At 46.6% G+C, this 20,152-nt stretch carries 2 protein-coding genes (1 of these 2 only partly in view); both read right to left on the bottom strand.

Annotated features, from left to right (window positions below; genetic code table 11):
- A protein-coding gene (gene pksL / locus ACFVP7_RS09835; protein ID WP_396583171.1) for a polyketide synthase PksL crosses the window boundary here: on the bottom strand, positions 1-5,037 show its start. It extends 8,598 nt beyond the left edge of the window; the window shows 5,037 of its 13,635 coding nt (coding positions 1-5,037); its start codon is at positions 5,035-5,037; the stop codon falls past the left edge of the window.
- Positions 5,021-20,152, bottom strand: coding sequence for a polyketide synthase PksJ (gene pksJ, locus ACFVP7_RS09830; RefSeq protein WP_338733855.1), 15,132 nt, complete (start codon positions 20,150-20,152; stop codon positions 5,021-5,023). The genes pksL and pksJ overlap by 17 nt, the downstream gene beginning before the upstream one ends.

Genomic DNA, 20,152 nt, shown 5'->3' with positions numbered 1-20,152 from the left:
ATTCATAAATGCATTGGCCATTGCGTAATCAGCCTGTCCCGCGCTTCCTACTGCTCCGGCACCTGAGGAAAAAAGGATAAAGAAATCGAGCGGAATATCTTTCGTTGCTTCGTCAAGGTGAATCAGTCCTGCTACCTTTGGAGCAAGAACGGTTTGAACCTCTTCTTTCTTTTTCTTTATAATGAAATTATCTTTTATTAAACCGGCGCTGTGAATGATGCCATCTAAGTCTCCGTAAACGTTTTGGGTTTCTTTTAATAATGCATCAACCGTTTGTTTGTCAGCCAGATCAGCTTGTCTGTAAATTGCTTGGATGCCAAGTTTCTGTAAGGCTTTAAGCTTCTTCTTCTTCCTTTCATCAAGCGGAGAGCGTCCTGTCAGGATCACAACCGCGTCATTCGTTTGGTTTGCAATTTCAGTTGCAAAGATGAATCCAAGACCGCCTGCACCGCCTGTGATCAGATACACGCCTTTATCCTTCCATGGCATGTCAGCACTTAGGTGCTCACCAGACACTTCTTTCCACTTGCTTACAAATCGCTTCCCTTGCCAGTGGCGGATATGCGTGTCACGCGGATAGCGTCTGTTTTCCTCCAATATTTCGAATAGGTCACCAGCTGACATCCCGGTTTCTATTTCGATCAACTGTCCTGTCAGTTTTGGATTTTCCAGTTCAGCCGTTTTGAGCAATCCAGTTAAGCCGCTTAATAGCTGAGGCTCGTCCAACGCAGGCACCGCCACTTGAATGAATGTATGTCCCCCTGTTTTTGAGTGCATTAGCTGTTTGATTTCTTCAAATAACTGTATGGCATAACCTTCAAACCGTTCATCAATTGTCTCTGTATCATGCTGCAGAACTGTACAGTCAAGATGATTTTGGAGGCTTTCCATTTGTTCTCCAACATCACAGACAACGACTTTATGTGTGTCGTACTCTATGAGCTCTTGCCTCTCTGTAGCACGTTCTTCCCAAATATGTTCGAACAATAGCGTGTCAGTCGCTTCAGAAGGACCTTCTTGATCTATTTCTAACACTCTTGCAGAATAGCCCGTCAATCGCACGCAAACCTGCCCCTCTTCATTGCATAAATCGATATCAAGCTTCTGCATACGATCCCCAGCTGTACTGCCCTCGCTATATGTGATCCGCGCCCACATAGATGCCTCGCAGCCTTTGAAGATTTGGACATCCTGTATGGCAAAAGGCAGCATTGCCTTTCTGTCTTCTAAACTCGTAGCTCCTCCCAGCCTCAAACCGATAGATGCTTGAAATGCCGAATCTATCATGCTCGGATGCAGAATATAATGGTCTTCTGTATCAGAGATTACAGGAGGCATCGTCAATTTCACTAGAACTCCGTTTTCGCCGGCATATAGGCTGTCGATCGCTCTGTGGCTGTCACCATAATGAATACCCATTTCTGTATAAGCCTCGTAGCAATCAAAAGGTGACAGCGTCCGGCCATTATAGCTTGCCTTCAGTTCTTCAATGTTGATGACCGGATTTTCACCAGCCTCACAAAGCACTGCACTCCCTTGCCCATATACAATCGGCGACTCCTCTGCGCTTTCAGGGTCCCGGCAGATTTCAAATGTAATCTCACCATTGTCCTCAGGATATAGACGTACATCTATATCTTTCTGCTGTTCTGTGACGGCGAACGGCCGGACCCAGACGATATTCCGGAGCCGGAATCCTGTCGGGAACTGATCCGCAGCTGCCCTTTCCACAGCTGCCCGAACCATCTCCAATAAAGCTGCGCCAGGTAAAACGTGTTCGCCCTTTATGACATGATCCTTCAAGAAAAATTCACGTCCTGTAAACGCTGAACGGAAGCGGACACCCGATATGTCGGACACATTTTGATGCAGAAGAGGATGCAGGATGTGTCGCTCCTCCTTTAAACGATCAGTCTTTTTCTCCGCTTTCGGCACCCAATAACGCACCCTCTCAAATGGGTAAGTCGGCAGGCTGATCCGCTTTGGTTTGTTTCCCTCGTAAAGCAGCTTCCAGTCAACACCAGATCCGTTCGCCCACTGCTCCGCAATTTGATCGAGTTTTCTTTGCTCCAGCAATTTATGTACCGATTCGGCGGGACCCGATGGTTCGCTTCCTCTTGACACGCGGCCCTTCCAGCAATGCTGAATGGCTTTTCTTCCTTCTATAAATGCCTTCAATTGATCGCTCAATTCTTGAATTCCGGTTGCTAAGAAAGAAACCCGTTCTTCCATCGGTTCACGGCCTACCTGCAATGTATACGCCAAATCTCTAATCTGAATCCCATCATGAAGAAAATCCAAGAGACGTTTTGCATATACACGAAGACGTTCTTGATTACGGGCAGAAAGCGGAATAACTGCGGATATGTCAGAATCTGAGGACAAAGAAACGTCCTGCTCCGCTGTTTGAGGAATATATTCCTCAAGGATAATATGTGCGTTTGAACCAGTTGCTCCGAAGGAACTGATACCCGCCCGCCGCGGATAAGGGACCTCTTCCCCATTCTCCTTGATAACAGGCTGCTTCCACGTTTCTGTTTCATGCTGTACATAAAATGGAGACTTTTCAAAATCAACGTACGGATTCAGTTCTTCCGAATGCAAAGAAGGCACAAGTTTTTGATGGTGAAGCTGAAGGGCAACCTTGCTTAAACCGCTGATCCCCGCGGCGGATTCGGCGTGCCCAATGTTTGACTTTACAGAACCGATTGAACAGAACTGCCGATCCTGCGTATATTGGCGGAACGCTTTCACTAATCCCTGTATTTCGATCGGATCTCCTAAGGACGTGCCGGTTCCATGGGCTTCCACATAACTGATCGTCCGCGGGTCGATTCCCGTTTTCTCCAAGCATGTCTCAATCAGATCAGCTTGAGAAACAGGGCTCGGCACTGAAATGCCGCTTACAGTGCCCACATGATTCACAGCACTTCCTTTAATAACTGCATAAATGCGATCTCCGTCTTTCTCCGCCTGGCGCAAAGGCTTTAATAAAACTGCGCCTATACCCTCGGCAGGCACATAACCGTCCCCATCCTTTCCAAACGTACGGCAGTGCCCGTCAGTGGAAAACATATCCCAGACCCCGTATGTCATATATTTATTCGGGTGCAAAGACAGGTTCACTCCGCCTGCTAACGCAACATCGCACTCACCGTGACGTATGCTTTCCAACGCCAAGTGCACTGCGGTCAAAGAGGATGAACATACCGTATCGACAGCCATACTCGGACCGTGGAAATTACAAAAGTAAGAAACACGGTTGGCGATTTGCGCATAGTTGAGCGAAAGAGGAAACACATTTTCTGCTGATGCTTCTTCAGCTCCGACTAATGTATAATCCTTGTGCATGACACCGGCAAAAACTCCTACATGCTGCCTTTTATTTCGTCCTTTAGGCTTGGCCAACGTCTTTGGCGTATAGCCCGCATCCTCAATCGTTTCCCAGCATGTTTCTAAAAACAGCCGCTCTTGAGGGTCCATTGTCTCCGCTTCTCTTGGCGTGATTCTGAAAAATTGGGGATCGAAGCAGTCGGGATCATCAATAAATCCTCCCCATTTCGAAATGTCCTTACCCGAAGGAGATGTGATTCCTTCAAGTCGCTGCCAATCCCAGCGCGACTCAGGAATCTCGCTAACGCAGTCCTTTCCCTCTTTCAGATTGTTCCAAAATTCATGAATATTGGCTGCCTTCGGATACCTGCCCGCCAAGCCGATAATCGCAATATCGCCTGCTGCCTCAATAGGTGCAGGACGAGAAGCTTCAACAGTCTTACGATCGTTTATTGTGTCGGAAACGCGTGCTCTTTCATTCTGGCCAAGGCCAAGGGAACCAGCGGCACTAAAATGCTCAGCATATTCCTCGGCAAGAAACGCTGACAGCTCCGCTATGGTGGTATGCTCAAACAGAAGAGTCGGCGAAAGGCTCTCACCGATCTTATCACTGATCGTTTCTACCACCTCAAGCAAGCCCGATGAATTCAGTCCCATTTGGTAATAACCGACCTGTTTTTCAACTTGTTCTACCGGCTTATTGATTTTCTCTGCGATTAATTGACTTACGAACTGTTCAGCCCCGCTATAGGAATTAACGGGAGAAGATACCATGTCAGCAGGTTTATCACGCTCAGCAGTGTCTGCTCTTGTCATCTGTGTCTCCTGTGCATCTTGATGTTTTCCGCTAATCAGCTCCGCTTCTCGCACCAATTTGCTTGTAAAGTTTTTCAACTCAGCCACTTTTTCTCCCGACGCATTAAAAAATTCAAGTGTTACATAAATCAGCTCTTTTTCCCGCCGGACGGAGGAGCGCTTAATTCTTGTCATGCAATCCGACTGCAAAAGTGCAGAAGCTGAAAAGGATTCATAGAACAGAGGCAAATACAGCCTCTGTTCTCCTTTAAGCAAAGATGTGAGCAAATGATTGGCACCCACCCCGCTCCCGTCTATGAGAGTCGGGTGAAACATAAAGCCTTCTGCGTGAAGCATGGCTTCCGAACCGAGAGAAAGCTCAAGAAGGACGCCATTTTCCTCTTCATAGATGCAGCCTTTTGCTTTCATATATTTCCTGTGCACCAATTCCTGACGTCTGCATTGTTCATATACATCATCAAGCTGAACAACGTTCTGTGCAGATGCTTTGATTTGACTGAGATCCAGTGTTTCTTCAAATATGGCTGGGGAGTCTGCGTACATATCAGCCTTCATATAGAGCTTTTCTTCTGAAACTTCTTTCCCATCACGTTTTTCAATTCCCTTGGCTGTGATTTGCCACTGTCCTTCTTTTTTCTCCGCGCATTGGATATTCAGAACAATTACTGCATCCTGTTCCGCCGTCAATGGCTGATAGATAGATAAATTCCGCAGCTGAAGCTCTGAGCAGGAGAAGCCGTGTTCTCTGAATATCTGGTAGATTATATCGATATAAGCCAATCCCGGCAGGACATTTTGTCCGTAAACCACATGGTGATAAATAAACGGATTTTTTAACGATAATGTGAGTTGTTTCGTTATCTTTTTCACGTTAGACCTCCACCTCATAAGTATCCCATATGTTTGCCGCAGTCATTTTTGAAGTCTCCGCTTCCAGCTTTGGCTCGCCTGGCGAAAGCATTCGTTTCTTTAATTGAGGAGGCGATATTGGACTGCGCTTGATGGCGTGTTTTTCATCTTTTTCCCACGCCTCTACGATGACATGGGCATTCGTCCCCCCATCGGCAAAGCAGTTAATAGCCGCAGTAGGCTGCGAATCTGTCCATTTTTCCAGGGCTCGGCTGAACGTGATGTTCGCTTTCTGTTGATCGAAATGCGCCATCTCTTTTTCACCTGATAAAAATGGGACAAAGCGGCGCTCTTTCAGCATCAGCACAACCTTAATGAAGCTGGCGATCCCTTCAGCACATAGCGGATGCCCGATGTTCGGCTTGATTGAGCCAAGAGAAAGAGGCGATGAGTGCCCAGAACGGTACACTGATTGGATCGCTTTTAGCTCAAGGAGATCGGTTACGATTGAACCTGACCCGTTTGCCTCAAGGTAGCTGATGTCCTCTGGTTTTTTTCCGCTTTTGAAAAGCGCATCTTTCATGACTTCCTTTTGCGCCTCAAGATTAGGTGTTGCAGGCCCCGCCGTTCTTCCGTCGTTATTGACCGAGGCCGCTTTGACGACAGCATATATGGTATCTCCGTCTTCCAGTGCCTGTTTTACGGTTTTTAGCATGACCATTCCGACGCCTTCACCTAACACAACTCCGTCAGCACGCTCATCAAACACATGGAAGGATGAATGCTTGCTTAAAATGCCGCGCCGGTCAAACAGCCTGTGAGAGGCATCTGAGCTCAGCAAGCTGACACCGCCGACTATGGCGGATTGAATATCTCCGCCACGCAGCGCCTGAATGGCCATATTCATGCCGACCAAAGCTGACGAGCATGCAGTGTCAACTACAACACTCGGGCCGCGGACATCAAAAAATTGTGAAAGATTAGCCGCTAAATAATTTTGGCCGACTGTCACGATCGGATTCTTGGCATGATCAAGGCTCTCTTCATCAGGTTTGTGCTGGCTTCTGCCTCCGATATAAACACCGACGGGCTTGCCCTTTATTTCCTCAGGTGTATAACCGGCGTGATACAAGAGCTTCAGACACTCTTCCAACACGAGCAGTGCTTGCGGATCCATCGCCCTTACGTCTTCTTCGTGAAGCAAAAAGAAATCAGGATCAAAATAGCTGACGCCATCAATCACGCCGGCATAATATGGCGTCTTACAGCCCCAACGCTCTGCCGGAATCGGGCCGATTGACGAACGCCCCTCGGATAGTAACGACCAATATGACTCCAATGTATCTGCCCCAGGGAATCGGCAAGAGAGTCCGACAACGGCAATACCTTCTGCATGAGAGTCCGGTGACAAAATCGCTGGCGCCTGAATCTGAGGTGTAAGAGCTCGATCCTCCGCAGGAACAGATGCCTCCGCCTCTATTTTGTTCTCCAAAGGTGCTGATGCATCCGATATCCTGCCTCCGAATAAAGCGGACAGCCTTTCGGAATAAGAACCGATCAGCCAATCTGCGAACCTTTGAATTGTTGGGTATTCATATAAAATCGATGGATCGAGCGCTGCCTCTAATTTGCGGTTTATACGCTGGAGCACCTGTGCCAAAATGATCGAATCCACGCCATAATCCTGAAACAACCCGTCAATCTCGAAGTCTTCACGATCTATTCTCAGCTCTTCGGTAAACAGATCAACAAGCCAGGACTGTGTTTCAGATAATAATCCATCACATTTGGAAACTTCATCGGCCTCTTCAATGTCTCTGGCTGGCGGGCTCTGTAAAGCAGCTTCCTGCAAACCGCCCTCATGCGGTTTCCTCCTCTTCATCAGCAGTTCCGGCTCCCAGTTTGTTTGATTCGCCATTGCAGGGAGAACAACCGGTCCGAACATTTTCGATACAATTTGATCTAGAAAACGTAAGCCTTCTGAATTCGTAATGCTGAACAAGCCGCTTTCCCGATACGCTTGATTTGTCACTTCACCCATACCGGTTTCTTTCCAGTTCGGCCACTGAACACTGATGATCGGCACATGTTTCTGATGTGCTTCTGCAAAATAATCCATATAGCTATTGGCCATCGCATAGTCAGCTTGTCCCGCCGAAAGCTCCGGAATAATGGCTGAAACAGAAGAAAATAAGACAAAAAACTGTAAAGGCTCGTTACACACATGGCGATATAACGTTGTAAGACCTGACACCTTAGGTTCCAGCACCCGCTGAATATCATCTGAAGTTTTTCGGATAAATGCCAGCGTATCCATATCCGTCAGACCTGCACAATGAATGACACCGCCAATCGGTCCTAATGTTCGCTTGATATGTTGCAGCGTTTGCTCAACCTGAGCATCATCAGATAACGTCAGCGACAGCATCTCCACCTGTACACCCTTCGCTTCCAGCTCCCGCACTGCCTGGATTTTCTGGGCAACTGATGTGTTCGAGGTGTCAAAACGAGTCCATTCCTCTCGCGGAGGAAGCTGTTCTCGTCCGGTCAGCACCAGTTTTTTCACTCCATAGCACTCTGCAAAATGACGGGCGCATAATAGTCCGATGCCTCGTGTGCCGCCTGTAATGAGAAGCACATGATCTTTCGGGAAGACCGTGCTTTGTTCCGTGGCCTTACCTGTTTCCGGATGAGCTTTTAGAAAAGCTTGGTACCGTAAACCATCTCTGTAGCAAACCTCGGCATCATGAGAATCGGAATAAAACTCATCAGCGATCAACTTCGCGAGACGGCGATGATCAGTAACCTCCTCAGCATCCATATGCCTTGATATAAGATGGCTGTACTCGCATTGGAGCATTCGATACAACCCAGCCCGTGAGGCGCCAGCCATCCGGACAGATGTGTTTTGAAACGATTCGAGCCCCTTCGTCACACAAAGCAGCCTGAGCCCCTCTTTATGCCCGAATTCAACCAGTCTTTGCACCCATTCAATCCAATCCAGCCGGCCCTCATCATCCTTACCGCATCCGATGACATCCACTAGGCCGTCAAACTCTTTCCAATCAATGTCTGACTGATCATTTTCTATCCGGCTCACATCTATTAAGAGATGATTCGGAAAATACGAAGACACTTCTGCTGCTAAATCTGCTGTCTCTTGATTGCTCAGGATGGCAACAGTTCTTGTCCCCGGCACTACTGAGCCAATTGGACTCAAACTCCATTGTTTCGTCAAAAAACATGCATCCCGATCTTCAATCGCATTAACCAGTTCTTTTCTGTCTCTTTCTGAATGTTCCTTTGCCGGCACCCAATAGTGATCCTTCGCAAACGGATATGAAGGGAGGCTGATCAGGCGCGGTTTGGTCTCTTCGTATAATGTGTTCCACTGGATTGAGACCCCTTTGACCCATAAATCAGCAAGTTTGGCGTATTTTCTTTTTCTGATCCAAGCATCAAGTGCCAACGCCATATCTTCATCCGCTGTAAAAATAGTCTGGGTCTCTTTATTTCGATGAGACTGTCCCCGGAAAAATTCGTCTGTTTCTTCCTTACCGTCAACAAACGCCTGCAGTTTCTCTTCAAGTTCCTGCATCGTCCCCGCAACACACGCCAGACGCTCATCCATTTCCTCGCGCCCGACCTGCAGGGTGTAAGCGATGCGGTGTAACTCCTGATCTGTATATTTTTTATTGCGAATCGCCTGAAGCAATTGCGAAGCACGATCCATCAGCCTGCTTTTATTTTTAGCCGACAGCACAATCACGTTTGGCTGTTCTGTAGCCGTGTGTTCTGAATTGGCTTTTGGCATATATTCTTCAACCACAATATGCGCGTTTACTCCGCCAATCCCAAACGAACTGATTCCGGCACGGCGCGGAAGCTCGTTTCCGTCACGATCTGTGACAGACTTCCATTCCTGTTTTTCCTGAACGATGTAAAACGGACTGTCAGTCAGCTGAAGATAAGGGTTAAGCGTCTCGCAATGCAGGCTTTTCACTAACGTTTTATGCTTCATTTGCAAAAGCACCTTGATCAAACCGGAAATACCTGCTGCTAGCTCTAAATGACCGATATTGCTTTTAACTGAGCCGATGCCGCAACGGTGATCCGGAACATCCGGCTGGCTCTCGCCTCTCATATTGGATAGTTCCTTAAACGCGGCTTTCAGCCCATTTATTTCAATCGGATCGCCCAATTCCGTCCCTGTTCCATGTGCTTCGATATATGTGACAGTGCTTGGATCTATGCCTGCTTGGCGATATGCACGCACCAACAAATCAGCTTGTGCTTTCGGATTAGGCGATGTCAGGGTATTGGCTCTTCCGCCATGATTTTCCGCCGTCCCCCGAATAACGCCGTAAATATGATTTCCGTCGCGCTCGGCATCTTCCAGCTTTTTCAACATGACCATTCCGACCCCTTCGCCTCTGACATAGCCATTCGCATCGGCAGAGAAGGTTTTACACCTGCCGTCTTTGCTGAGCATCCCCGCCTTGCTGTAGCTAATATGCGCCTCCTCGGTTAAGATCGTATTCACGCCTCCAGCGATCGCCATCTCACAATCACCGTTTTGCATCGCAGTCACAGCACGGTGAATGGCTACAAGAGAACTGGAACAAGCCGTCTCTACTGGCTCGCTCGGACCATGAATATTTAAAAAATAACTCATTCTATTCGGGCCTACCGAAGGAATCATATGACCTGTAGCAGCATGGCCTTCAATTGGAAGATTCGCTCTATGGAATAGATCTTTATAACCGGTGTTTCCCGTACCGATAAAGATACCAGTCCCTGTACCCGAAAGGCTTTGCGGCGAGCAACCCGCATCTTCCAGTGCCTTCCACACGTATGTCATTAACAAGCGCTGCTGAGGGTCTACATAATCTGCTTCTCGCGGCGAAATACCAAAAAACAACGGATCAAACTCTGCGACACCATCAATAAACCCGCCCCATTTGATGTCGGTTTTATTGACGTCAGTGTCTGGGTTTCCATAATGCTCCCGCCAATCCCATCGATCTTTTGGAACTTCTGTGATGCTGTCTTTTCCTTCTTCTAGGTTTTTCCAAAATTCGTCTATATCCATAGCGCCAGGGAATCGGCCGCTGATGCCGACAATTGCAACCGGCTCAAAATCGGCAGCCTGCTTTTTGTTTCTTTCTGCTTTTGCAATAACAGGCTGTGTAAAGCGGCGCTTTCTACGTGATGTGATTTTCGGCGCTTCAGGGGATTTTGTTTGTAACTCTTCCTGCCTCTCTGGTTTTTCGCGCTCCTGAACCAGGGTGTCCTCATGTTCAGCAGTCAAATACTCAGCCAGGCTTTGGATACTTCCATATTCAAAGAAAATGGTCGGCGTTAGCTCCAACTGAAATTCTTCGTTAATCTTGTTTGTAAAGACCGTAAATGTAACGGAATCAAATCCGTATTCACTCAGCTCTGTATTGACATCAATATCTTCACTATTTACTTTTAAAATTGCACTGACCATGTTGCTTAATGATGCCTCCAGGCTGTTTAAACTGTGCAATGAGTTTGTTCTTTCATCTATGCCTTTAGCAGTAGCATCTTGATTCCATTCGCCCTGATACGCAGCAACTACATATTCAGCCAGGCTTTGGACGCTGCCATATTCAAAGAAAATGGTCGGTGTTAGCTCCAACTGAAATTTTTCGTTGATCTTGTTTGTAAAGACAGTGAATGTAACTGAGTCGAATCCGTACTCGCTCAGCTCTGTGTTGACATCGATATCGTCAGTGTTTACTTTCAAAATTGCGCCAACCATTTGGATTAAGGCTGCTTCCAATTTTCTAGTTTGTCCTTGATCCTGATCCGCCTTTCTCTGATCGTTCCTCTTGGCTTTCGATCCTGCGGAAAGCAGTTTTTGTTTCATTTTCTGAGGCTGTCCTTCCATCACAAAAACTTGCGGCTTATCAGATGCTATCCCCTGATAAAATGCTTTCAAGCCACTATCTGTCGGCATCGGGACCATTCCCGTCGTTTTCAGCATTCTCTTTTCATCTTCAGCGCCGACTTGCATACCGCCTTCTTCCCATAACGGCCAATTGAAGGAAATGGTGGAGCCGAATCTCTTTTTTGATGCCGCAAGAGAACGGCGGTATTCAGCAAATGCATCCATAAACGAATTGGCTGCCGCATAATCGGCTTGTCCAGCGTTTCCTAAACATCCCGAAACAGATGAGAAGAAAATGAAAAAGTCCAATGGGAAATCCTTGCTGCATTCGTCTACATGTAACAACCCGCTTACTTTAGGCTGCAACACTTCTTGAAACTCTTCATTCGTTTTATGAATGATGAAGTGATCTTTAATGCTGCCTGCACCGTGAATAATTCCATTGAGAGTGCCATATCTTTCTTTGATTTCCTCAAAAAGATGACGAACCGCATGCTGATCACTTACATCAGCCTCCCGATAGACAACCTCCGCTCCGATGCTTCGAAGAGCCTCCAGTTCGTTTTCCTTATCCTCACTTAAAACAGATCGTCCCGTCAGCACAATAGTAGACCGGCCAGTTCGATTGGCAATTTCCTTTGCAAACAGAAGGCCTAAGCTTCCTGCTCCGCCTGTGATTAGATAAACACCTTCGTCTCTCCACGGCATGTGAAGCGTATCAGCTGAAGGAAGCACCATTTCCCTCCAGCCTTTCACAAAACGGTGTCCAGCCTCATATCGAATCTGTTTGTCAAATGGTCTCCGGCTGTCGTCTTTCAGCTTGAGGTGAAGGTCTATCATCTCTTCAGGTTTCTCAATTTCGATGACCTGAGCAGTCAGTTTGCTGAACTCTATTTCTGCTGTTTTAAACAGACCGGAAACGCCGGCAAACAATTGCTTCTCTTTTTCCAGCGGAACAATCGCTTGAATGATGATACGGCCTGCAGAAAGCTCACGGACCTTGCTTTGCAGGAGTTCAAAAATGTTCTGCGTGTAACATTGATAACGTTCAGCAATATGTCCTACAGCTTCGTTTAGAGTAATCACACGGGCATCTTTCATGTGGGAGGCAATGCTGTCTGTGACACTTCGTTCAGTTTCGAAGAGAACAATGATATGCTCCGTGTACGAAGGATCTTCGTCCTCTCGTTCTTCATTCTGTTTTTCCCACACCGGTTCAAGCATTAAGCGTTCGTGCCGTGTTGAAGGCTTTGAAGTATGAACCTCCCCTTCTAATACTCTCGTTGAAAATCCTTTAATCCTGACACATACGCTTCCACTCTCGTCAATGACATCGATATCCGCTTTCTGAACAACCCCTCCGGAGTGATCGCTGTCACTTAAGCGGGCATAAGCCCACATAGAAGAAGAACACCCTTTGATCACCTCAAGCTCCTCAAGCGCAAATGGCAAAATCAGCTTTTGATCCGTCAATTCCTGCATGATGCATATTGTTGCTGTCTGCATGGCGGAGTCCATGATACTTGGGTGCAGCACAAACTGTTCATTCGTTCCAGAAACGATTTCTGGAAGCTGCAGCTGCGCCAAAACCTCTCTGTTTCCTATATTCACATTCTTAATTCCTTGAAAGGCCGGACCATGGAACATTCCTCTGCTTCTGCCTTCTTCGTAAAATTGATCAGGCGACATCTTTCCTTTGCCGCAGCGGCGTGACATTTCAGTGAGATCTGCGACTGGCGTTTCGGCATCAGATGCCAGCTCCGCACTGCCTTGACTATGAATAACAGGGTCGTCCCCGTCTTCCTGTATACTGTAAATGTCAAAGGTGATTTTTCCATCTTCTTCAGGAAAGAGACTGATATCCACTTGAGCTGAATGTCTGTCAACCACAACAGGCTGAACCCAGACTGTATGATTCAATCTGATTCTGACATCTTGGCCAATTTCACTTCCTGCCGCCTGGTTTATAGCCGCGTACACCATTTCAAGGTACGCAACACCAGGAAGCACAGGCTTTCCTCTTACCACATGGTCTCTTAGGAAGAATTCGTCACCAGTGAAAACCGAACTGAATTTCTGTTCAGAAAAATCAGATGTATTCTGATGAAGCAATGGATGAATAGAGCCGATCCCTGTCTGATTTCCGGATAGCTGCGCCACCGGTTTGCGGTCATCCTGCGACGGCCAGTATCGTTCCTTTGCAAATGGATAAGTCGGCAGACTCATTCTGTTTGGGCGCTCTCCCTTGTAAAGCTGCATCCAATCTATATGCGCTCCCTTGCTCCACATTTCTGCAAGCTTGTTTACTTTTCCTTTGGCCATCCACTTACGTATGAGTTCAGCGCTGTCCTCATCCTCCGTCAGCCATGAAACCTCTCTTGCATTGTGCTTACTTCCTTGAAAACAGCCTTCAATCGCTGTTTTTCCATTGATAAAATCTGTGAGCCTCTGTTTTAACTCATTTACATGATCGGCAATAAAGACAACGCGATGCTCCATCGCTTCGCGCCCCACCTGAAGGGTATACGCAAAATCAGGCAGCCGGCTGTTCTCAAGCCCTCTTCTTTCCAAATAGGCCAGAATGTCTTCAGCATACTCTTGCAGCCTCTCTTTATTTTTCGCCGAGATCGGGACGATGCAGGTTCCGTCTATCTTTCTCTTATCTGAATCCCTTTTGAATTGTTCAAAAATGGCATGGGTATTTGTCCCGCCAAGCCCAAACGAGCTAAGTGCAGCCCTGTGCGTTTTGATCTCACGGCTTAACGTTTTCTTTTGATCGACGACGTAAAAAGGAGAGCTGGCTAAGTCTGTATTTGGATTCGGCTCCTTATAATTAATACTCGGTGCAAGCTCTTGATGATAAAGACTCATCACGACCTTAATGCAGCCCGCAAGACCGGCGGCTGTATCTAAATGGCCGATATTGGTTTTCACCGACCCAATGCCGCAAAATTGCGTTTTATTTGTATATTGCCGGTAAACGTTTGTTAAAGCCGCAAGCTCGATCGGGTCCCCCAGCTTCGTTCCGGTCCCGTGTGCTTCTACATAGCTGATGGATTCAGGCTGTATCTTCGTTTGATTCATGACCTGTTGGACCACGTCAGCCTGGCCTTTAACGCTTGGAGCATAAAAGCCGACTTTGTCAGCGCCGTCGTTATTTACACCAATGCCTCTCAGCAAGGCATAGATATGATCTCCGTCCTTTACAGCATCAGCTGCTTTTTTCAGCAATACAACAGCAACGCCCTCACCGCCTATCATTCCGTCAGCTGAAGCGTCAAAAGCTTTAATATGTCCATCACTCGAAAAGTTCAGCCCAGGCTGATGCACATATCCGATATTTGACTCGGTATGCAGCGTTGCACCGCCAACTAAAGCATAATCAGATTCACCCGACAGGAGGCTTTTATAGGCAGAATGCAATCCAATCAGAGAGGATGAGCAGTTGGCATGAACGAAATAGCTTGGCCCTCTCAGCCCGAGCTTATGAGAAATCATTGTCGGGATCGTCCCACTCTGTGCAAGCACCCACGAAACATAGCCGTCCGGCGTCTCCAGGCTCTCTGTTGTATCTGACGGCAGCAGCGCGCGATAAGAATTATTGCTTGCCGACATAAAAACACTGGTTTGCGGAATCTGCCTCGCAGCATAACCGGCATCTTCTATTGCTTTCCATGAATGAGTCAGCAGCATCCGAAGCTGAGGGTCCATAAATTCAGCGTCTTTAGGAGAGATTTGAAAGAAGCTTGGATCAAATCTGTCTTTCCCATCAATTGAAGCTTTAGCAGGGACATAGTCGGCATTCTCCGCTATCTCCTTTGAAATGCCAAAGCGCTGAAGCTCTTCTTTATTGAAAAACGCAATGCTTTCCTTGCCGTCTCTGAGGTTCTCCCAAAATTCATCATGATTTTTTGCCCCTGGAAATTCACACGATATGCCAATAATCGCCACACTATCGTCATAATAGTCCGGGAGATCACTCATCTCGGTAGACTGATCTTCTATATGAGCTGCCGGGTCTGTCGGCATATGGTCACTTGCATCGCCCATTCGCTGTTCAGTGATGTACTGGCTGATATTTTTAATCGTTGAATACTCAAACAGGTCTGTGACAGAAAACTCACAGGATAGTTCATGTTTGATACGATCAGCCACAGTGACCGCGAGAAGCGAATCCCCGCCCACATCGAAAAATCCGTCATCCCATTCAATGTCACTCGTTTTCAGCACTTCCTGCCAAATGGTAAAAACAGTATCCTGAATGTTCTTAGGAGAGGTCTGCCTTTGCTTTAGCTGCTCCCCTGATAAATCGATATTCTTAAGGCTGTTTCTATCTATCTTTCCGTTCGGAGTTAACGGCATATGATCAAGCTGAATAAAATAAGAAGGCACCATATAGGCAGGCAAAGCATTTTTCACAAAATGACGCAGCTCTCTCGCTGTGAGAGAAGCATTTGCATGTTTAGCTGTATAATAGGCAGCTAGGTTATCCATATCTGCGACCACAACGCATTCCAGAATGCCGGGATGCTCACTAAGCCTGCTTTCAATATCACCTAGTTCAATACGGAATCCGCGGATTTTTACCTGATTATCGATGCGGCCTATATATTCAATTCGCCCTCCCGGAAGCCAGCGGGCCATGTCTCCCGTTCTATAAAGTTTAGCCCCAGGCTCAAAAGGGTTGTCAATGAATCTCGAATCCGTTAATTCTTCCTTTTTGTAGTAGCCCTTCGCCACACCGTCTCCTGCAATGCACAGCTCACCCGGGACACCTGCCGGCACTGGCGCGAGCTGAGAATCCGTAATATAGATTTGTGTATTGGCGATTGGCCTTCCTATCGTGGCATGAGAGCATTCATCGTTAATGCGCTGAACCGCTGACCAGATAGTTGTTTCGGTTGGCCCGAACATATTCCAGGCGTCGCTGCCCGTATCTAAGAAATATCGTTTTAATGTCTCAGGCAATGCTTCGCCACCGCATAAAATTTTCACGCTCTCTTCATTTTCCCAGCCTGAATAAAAGAGCATCTTCCACGTAGCGGGGGTTGCCTGCATCACTGTCGGTTTGATCGCGCGGATGTCCCGTTTCAGTTTTTCAACGTCTTTTGTATGCTCCGTTTGACAAATATAGCAGTGTGCGCCCTTTATTAAAGGCAAAAATAATTCCAGAGCTGCAATATCAAAACAGTAGGTTGTGACAGCAAGCATTTTATCCTCTGCCGTAAGACCTGGTGTTTCCCCCATCGAAACGAGAAAGTTTGTCAAAGCTTTATGCGGTATCATGACACCTTTTGGCTTTCCTGTGCTGCCGGATGTATAAATGACATATGCCAAGTTCTCCGGCGTGACAGTGCGTGTAAGCACTTTTCGATCAGAGGCTGTTTGAGCAATTTCATCCCAATCTTGATCTAAAAGAGCTGTTGTGACACCGTTCCAACTCAACGTATTTACTAATTCCGATGTCGTCAGTGTAATGAAAACTTCACTGTCCTCAAGCATGTATTCTAATCGTTCAGCCGGATAGGACGGGTCTAGCGGCACATACGCTCCCCCAGCCTTGAGGATCGCTAATAAACCCACTAGCATGTCCAGCGATCGATCCACATAGATTCCCGCCAGACGGTCAGGACCCACTCCATGCGCCTGCAAATAAATGGCCAGCTGTGTGCTTTTCTCATCAAGCTCCCGATACGTCAATGTTTGACCTTCATAGCTGACAGCCGCTCTATCAGGCGTCTTTTTCGCCTGCTGCTCAAACAACTCATGAAAAGTTATATATGGATACGTTTTTCCTGTGGCGTTCCATGTTTTGAGAATCATCTGCTTCTCTGCCTCAGGTAATAAAGAATACTCTTTTAAAGGCTGAGAAGGATTCAACATCGCCTGCTCTGTTACATAAACAAAATGGTCAAACATGGCGGATATAGAAGCCGCATCAAACAGCCCAGTATTGTACTTGATGTTCAGCTCCATTTTTTCTTCTGTTTCCCACAGTTCAAATACTAATTCGTATTCGCCCTCTTGGTGAATACACTCAACGAAATCGACAGAAAAGAAGTCAGCATAGCGGCTCAGCAAGCTTTGATAGCTTCCGGATTGAAGAAAATTCTGATAGAAAAAAGCGGTTTGAAATACCGGTGAACCTGCTTGACTGCGAGGAATATTCAGATCCCTCACCATTTTTGGAAAAGGATATGCTGCATGATCAAGCCCATCCAATATCGTTAATTGCAATTTTGAAATAAAGCTAGAAAAAGTGTCTGCCGGGTTCAGCTCACTCCGAATCGGGAGCATATTGAGAAAATGTCCAATGGCATCATCAAATCTTTCTTCCGGCCTCACCATGGCCGGCATGCCGACGATCTGTTCCTTTTGGCCGGTGTAACGGCCAAGCAGCATCATATAGCAGCTTAAGAATACCGTCGTGACATTTACAGAATGCTCTTTCGCAAACGTTCTGACCTGATTCATGAAGCCGCTGGACAGCCGCCTGGTGTATGTATTCTCTCTAAACTCAGAATCGACTGAACTTGCGCTGACATTAGGCAGCTGAAGATTCGGCAAAGTTCCCGATAGCTGTTTCTGCCAATATGTACGGTGCTTCACACCGTCTTTGCCGGCAAGCATGTTTTTCTCCCATGCCGCAAAATCATGATAAATGGCAGGAGAAACAGCTTTTTCCGGCTGCTGTCCTTTTAAAAGAAGCTGATAGGTATCAAACAGACTGCGTATAAATGTGACAGACGAAACTCCGTCAAAAATCAAATGGTGAATGACAACTAATAAAAAATGTTCTTGTTCAGATCTGGAAAAGCTCATGACACGCACTAACGGGCTGTTTTCCTTTACATACGGTTCCTTTACTTTCTTTCTAAGAAAAGCAGGAATATCAGACTCTTTCATACTTGAGATATTTTCTGTCTTGATTTCAATTGAAAGTGCTGGCTCATTTTTAAGAAATGGCACTCCGTCTTTCTCTTGGATGACGTGCTTTAAGATTGGGTGCTGATTCAATACAAGGCCGAAAGCCTGCTGTAATGTTTCAAGGTGAAGCCCTGACGAAAATTTAAAACAGAGAGGTACGTGATATGCACTTTTTTCGGGTGACATTTTTTGCAATGTCCATAATCCTTTTTGAACCTCAGAGAGAGGCTGAAAAGTTGCCTGACTCCTTTCCGGTTCGGTTTTATATGTGTCCGTGCCCTTTTTGTCAGCAGACAAGCTGCTGAGGTCTTCATGTTCTGATAGATAGCTGGCTAAGCGTTCAATTGTAGGATATTGATGTATCTCTCTGGCTGTTAGTTTGATATGATAGTTTTTCTCGATCGATCGAATGAGCTTCATCATCTTGATAGAATTCACACCAAGACTTTGGATATTTGCATTTGGCTCCACCCAATCGCGGGAAACATGCAGCTCCTCAGTCAAACAGGTGAGCAGATGCTTCTGTATTTCTTCCCTTACTCTTTTCACATGGTCTGCTTTCTGTATCTCCTCATCCTGGACCGCATCGTTCATCCGATTGGGTTTATGTAGCAAGTGATCGAACTCTCCATTTTCAAATGAAGTTTTTAGCTGGGTGCGCTGGATCTTTCCGATAGCCGTTTTTGGAATCTCTTCTTTTTGTACAGGCAGCAAATATTCCGGGGTGACTCCGATCACCTGTGAGACATGGGATTGTATGTTTCTAAGAAGCTGAGACATTTGCTCATCATTTAATTTTGCGGAAGTAACAAAGAAGATAGCCAGCTGATCTGTTGAATTCTGGCCCAGACGGACAGCGCAAGCAGCAGTATAAGAAGTTTCAATTTCAGATAATTCTTCAACTGCAGACTCAATTGCATGACTGTAATAATTAATGCCGTTAATGATAATTGCATCTTTCGTACGGCCTGTTATGGTTAAGCGCCCGTTTCGCAAAAAGCCAAGATCTCCGGTTTCAAACCAGCCGTCTTCTGTAAACACACTCTCATTCAAATCAGGCCGCTGGTAATAACCGCTAGTAACAGAAAGACCCGAGACTTGAAAACGGCCGATCTCGCCCTCTTCAACCAATTCATTATGGTCATTCACAATTCTCATAGAGAAGCCGGGGATTGGAGAGCCTATTTCAACAAAATGATCATCATCACTTGTTCCAGCCCGGGTAAATTCATGAGAAAAAATAACGCCCGATGAAGTTTCGGACATTCCCCATGCAGGTCGGATGGCGTCAGCAGGCAGTCCATGTGGTTCTAAAAGCTCAAGTATTCTGCGCCCTACCTTGGCTACCATTGCTTCACCGCCATTGAGCATGTATCGCATTGAAGACAGATCCCATTTCTTATCTTTTATTTCTTCTGCAAAATCAGTAACCAGACCAAACGCAAAATTCGGCGCCCACGTAACAGAAGCTCGGTAATGATCAATCCAATCCAGCCATTTCAACGGCTCCATTAAGATCGTTTCGCTTGAGACGTTAATTTCCTGACAGCCAAGATAAACATCCCGCAAATGCAGCATTCCGATCCCTCCGACATGGTCAAACGGCATCCAGTTAAACGTAATATCCTCTCTGGTGAAGCCTTGCATTTGAATAATCCCTTTCACCATGCTCATAATGTTACGATGATTAAGCATAACTGCTTTGGGCGTTCCCGTACTGCCTGAAGTCAGCAATAAAAGCGCTAAGTCTTCGGGACTGGATTGATGCCAATCTGTGTCCGCTTCAGCGCTGAGCAGATCCTCTACAATAATTGCCCTGAACCCTTCAAGCCCTTGTTCTTTTGCCCAATCGAGCATTTCCTGATGCATCCCCCGGTCCGTAATCACCGCTGGCTTATCAAGAAGCGTCCATGCGTCTTTCAGCTTTTGAGTGCCGCTGCTCGATTCAGCATACGTTGGCGGAACGGCTAATGGAGCCGGAACAACCCCTGTTAACACACACCCCCAGAACGCAGGGAGAAGCTGTGAATTGTCACCAAGCTGCAAAATCACGTTTTGTTTTGCTTTCAGGCCTGATTGGCGAAGCCCCTTCACAATGCGCAGTCCATCATCCCATAGTCGTCTGTATGATTGGTAAACTTCAGTTCCATCCGGCTGCAAATAAATGATTCCCTTTGTATCCCCAAGCTCCGCCGCCGTTCTGTATAAAACTTCAGGTATTGTTGCCGGCTGCTTTTCAGATATATGTAAAGGCTCCCCATGACTGACAGAAGGATTAGCTAATATGCGGATATTATCATTATTTCTCAT

This window comes from Bacillus sp. SG20033 (assembly GCF_044570195.1).
In the GTDB taxonomy this organism is placed as follows: domain Bacteria; phylum Bacillota; class Bacilli; order Bacillales; family Bacillaceae; genus Bacillus; species Bacillus subtilis.
The sequence above is the reverse complement of the archived record's forward strand: the minus strand, read 5'-3'. Positions and strand labels throughout refer to the sequence as shown.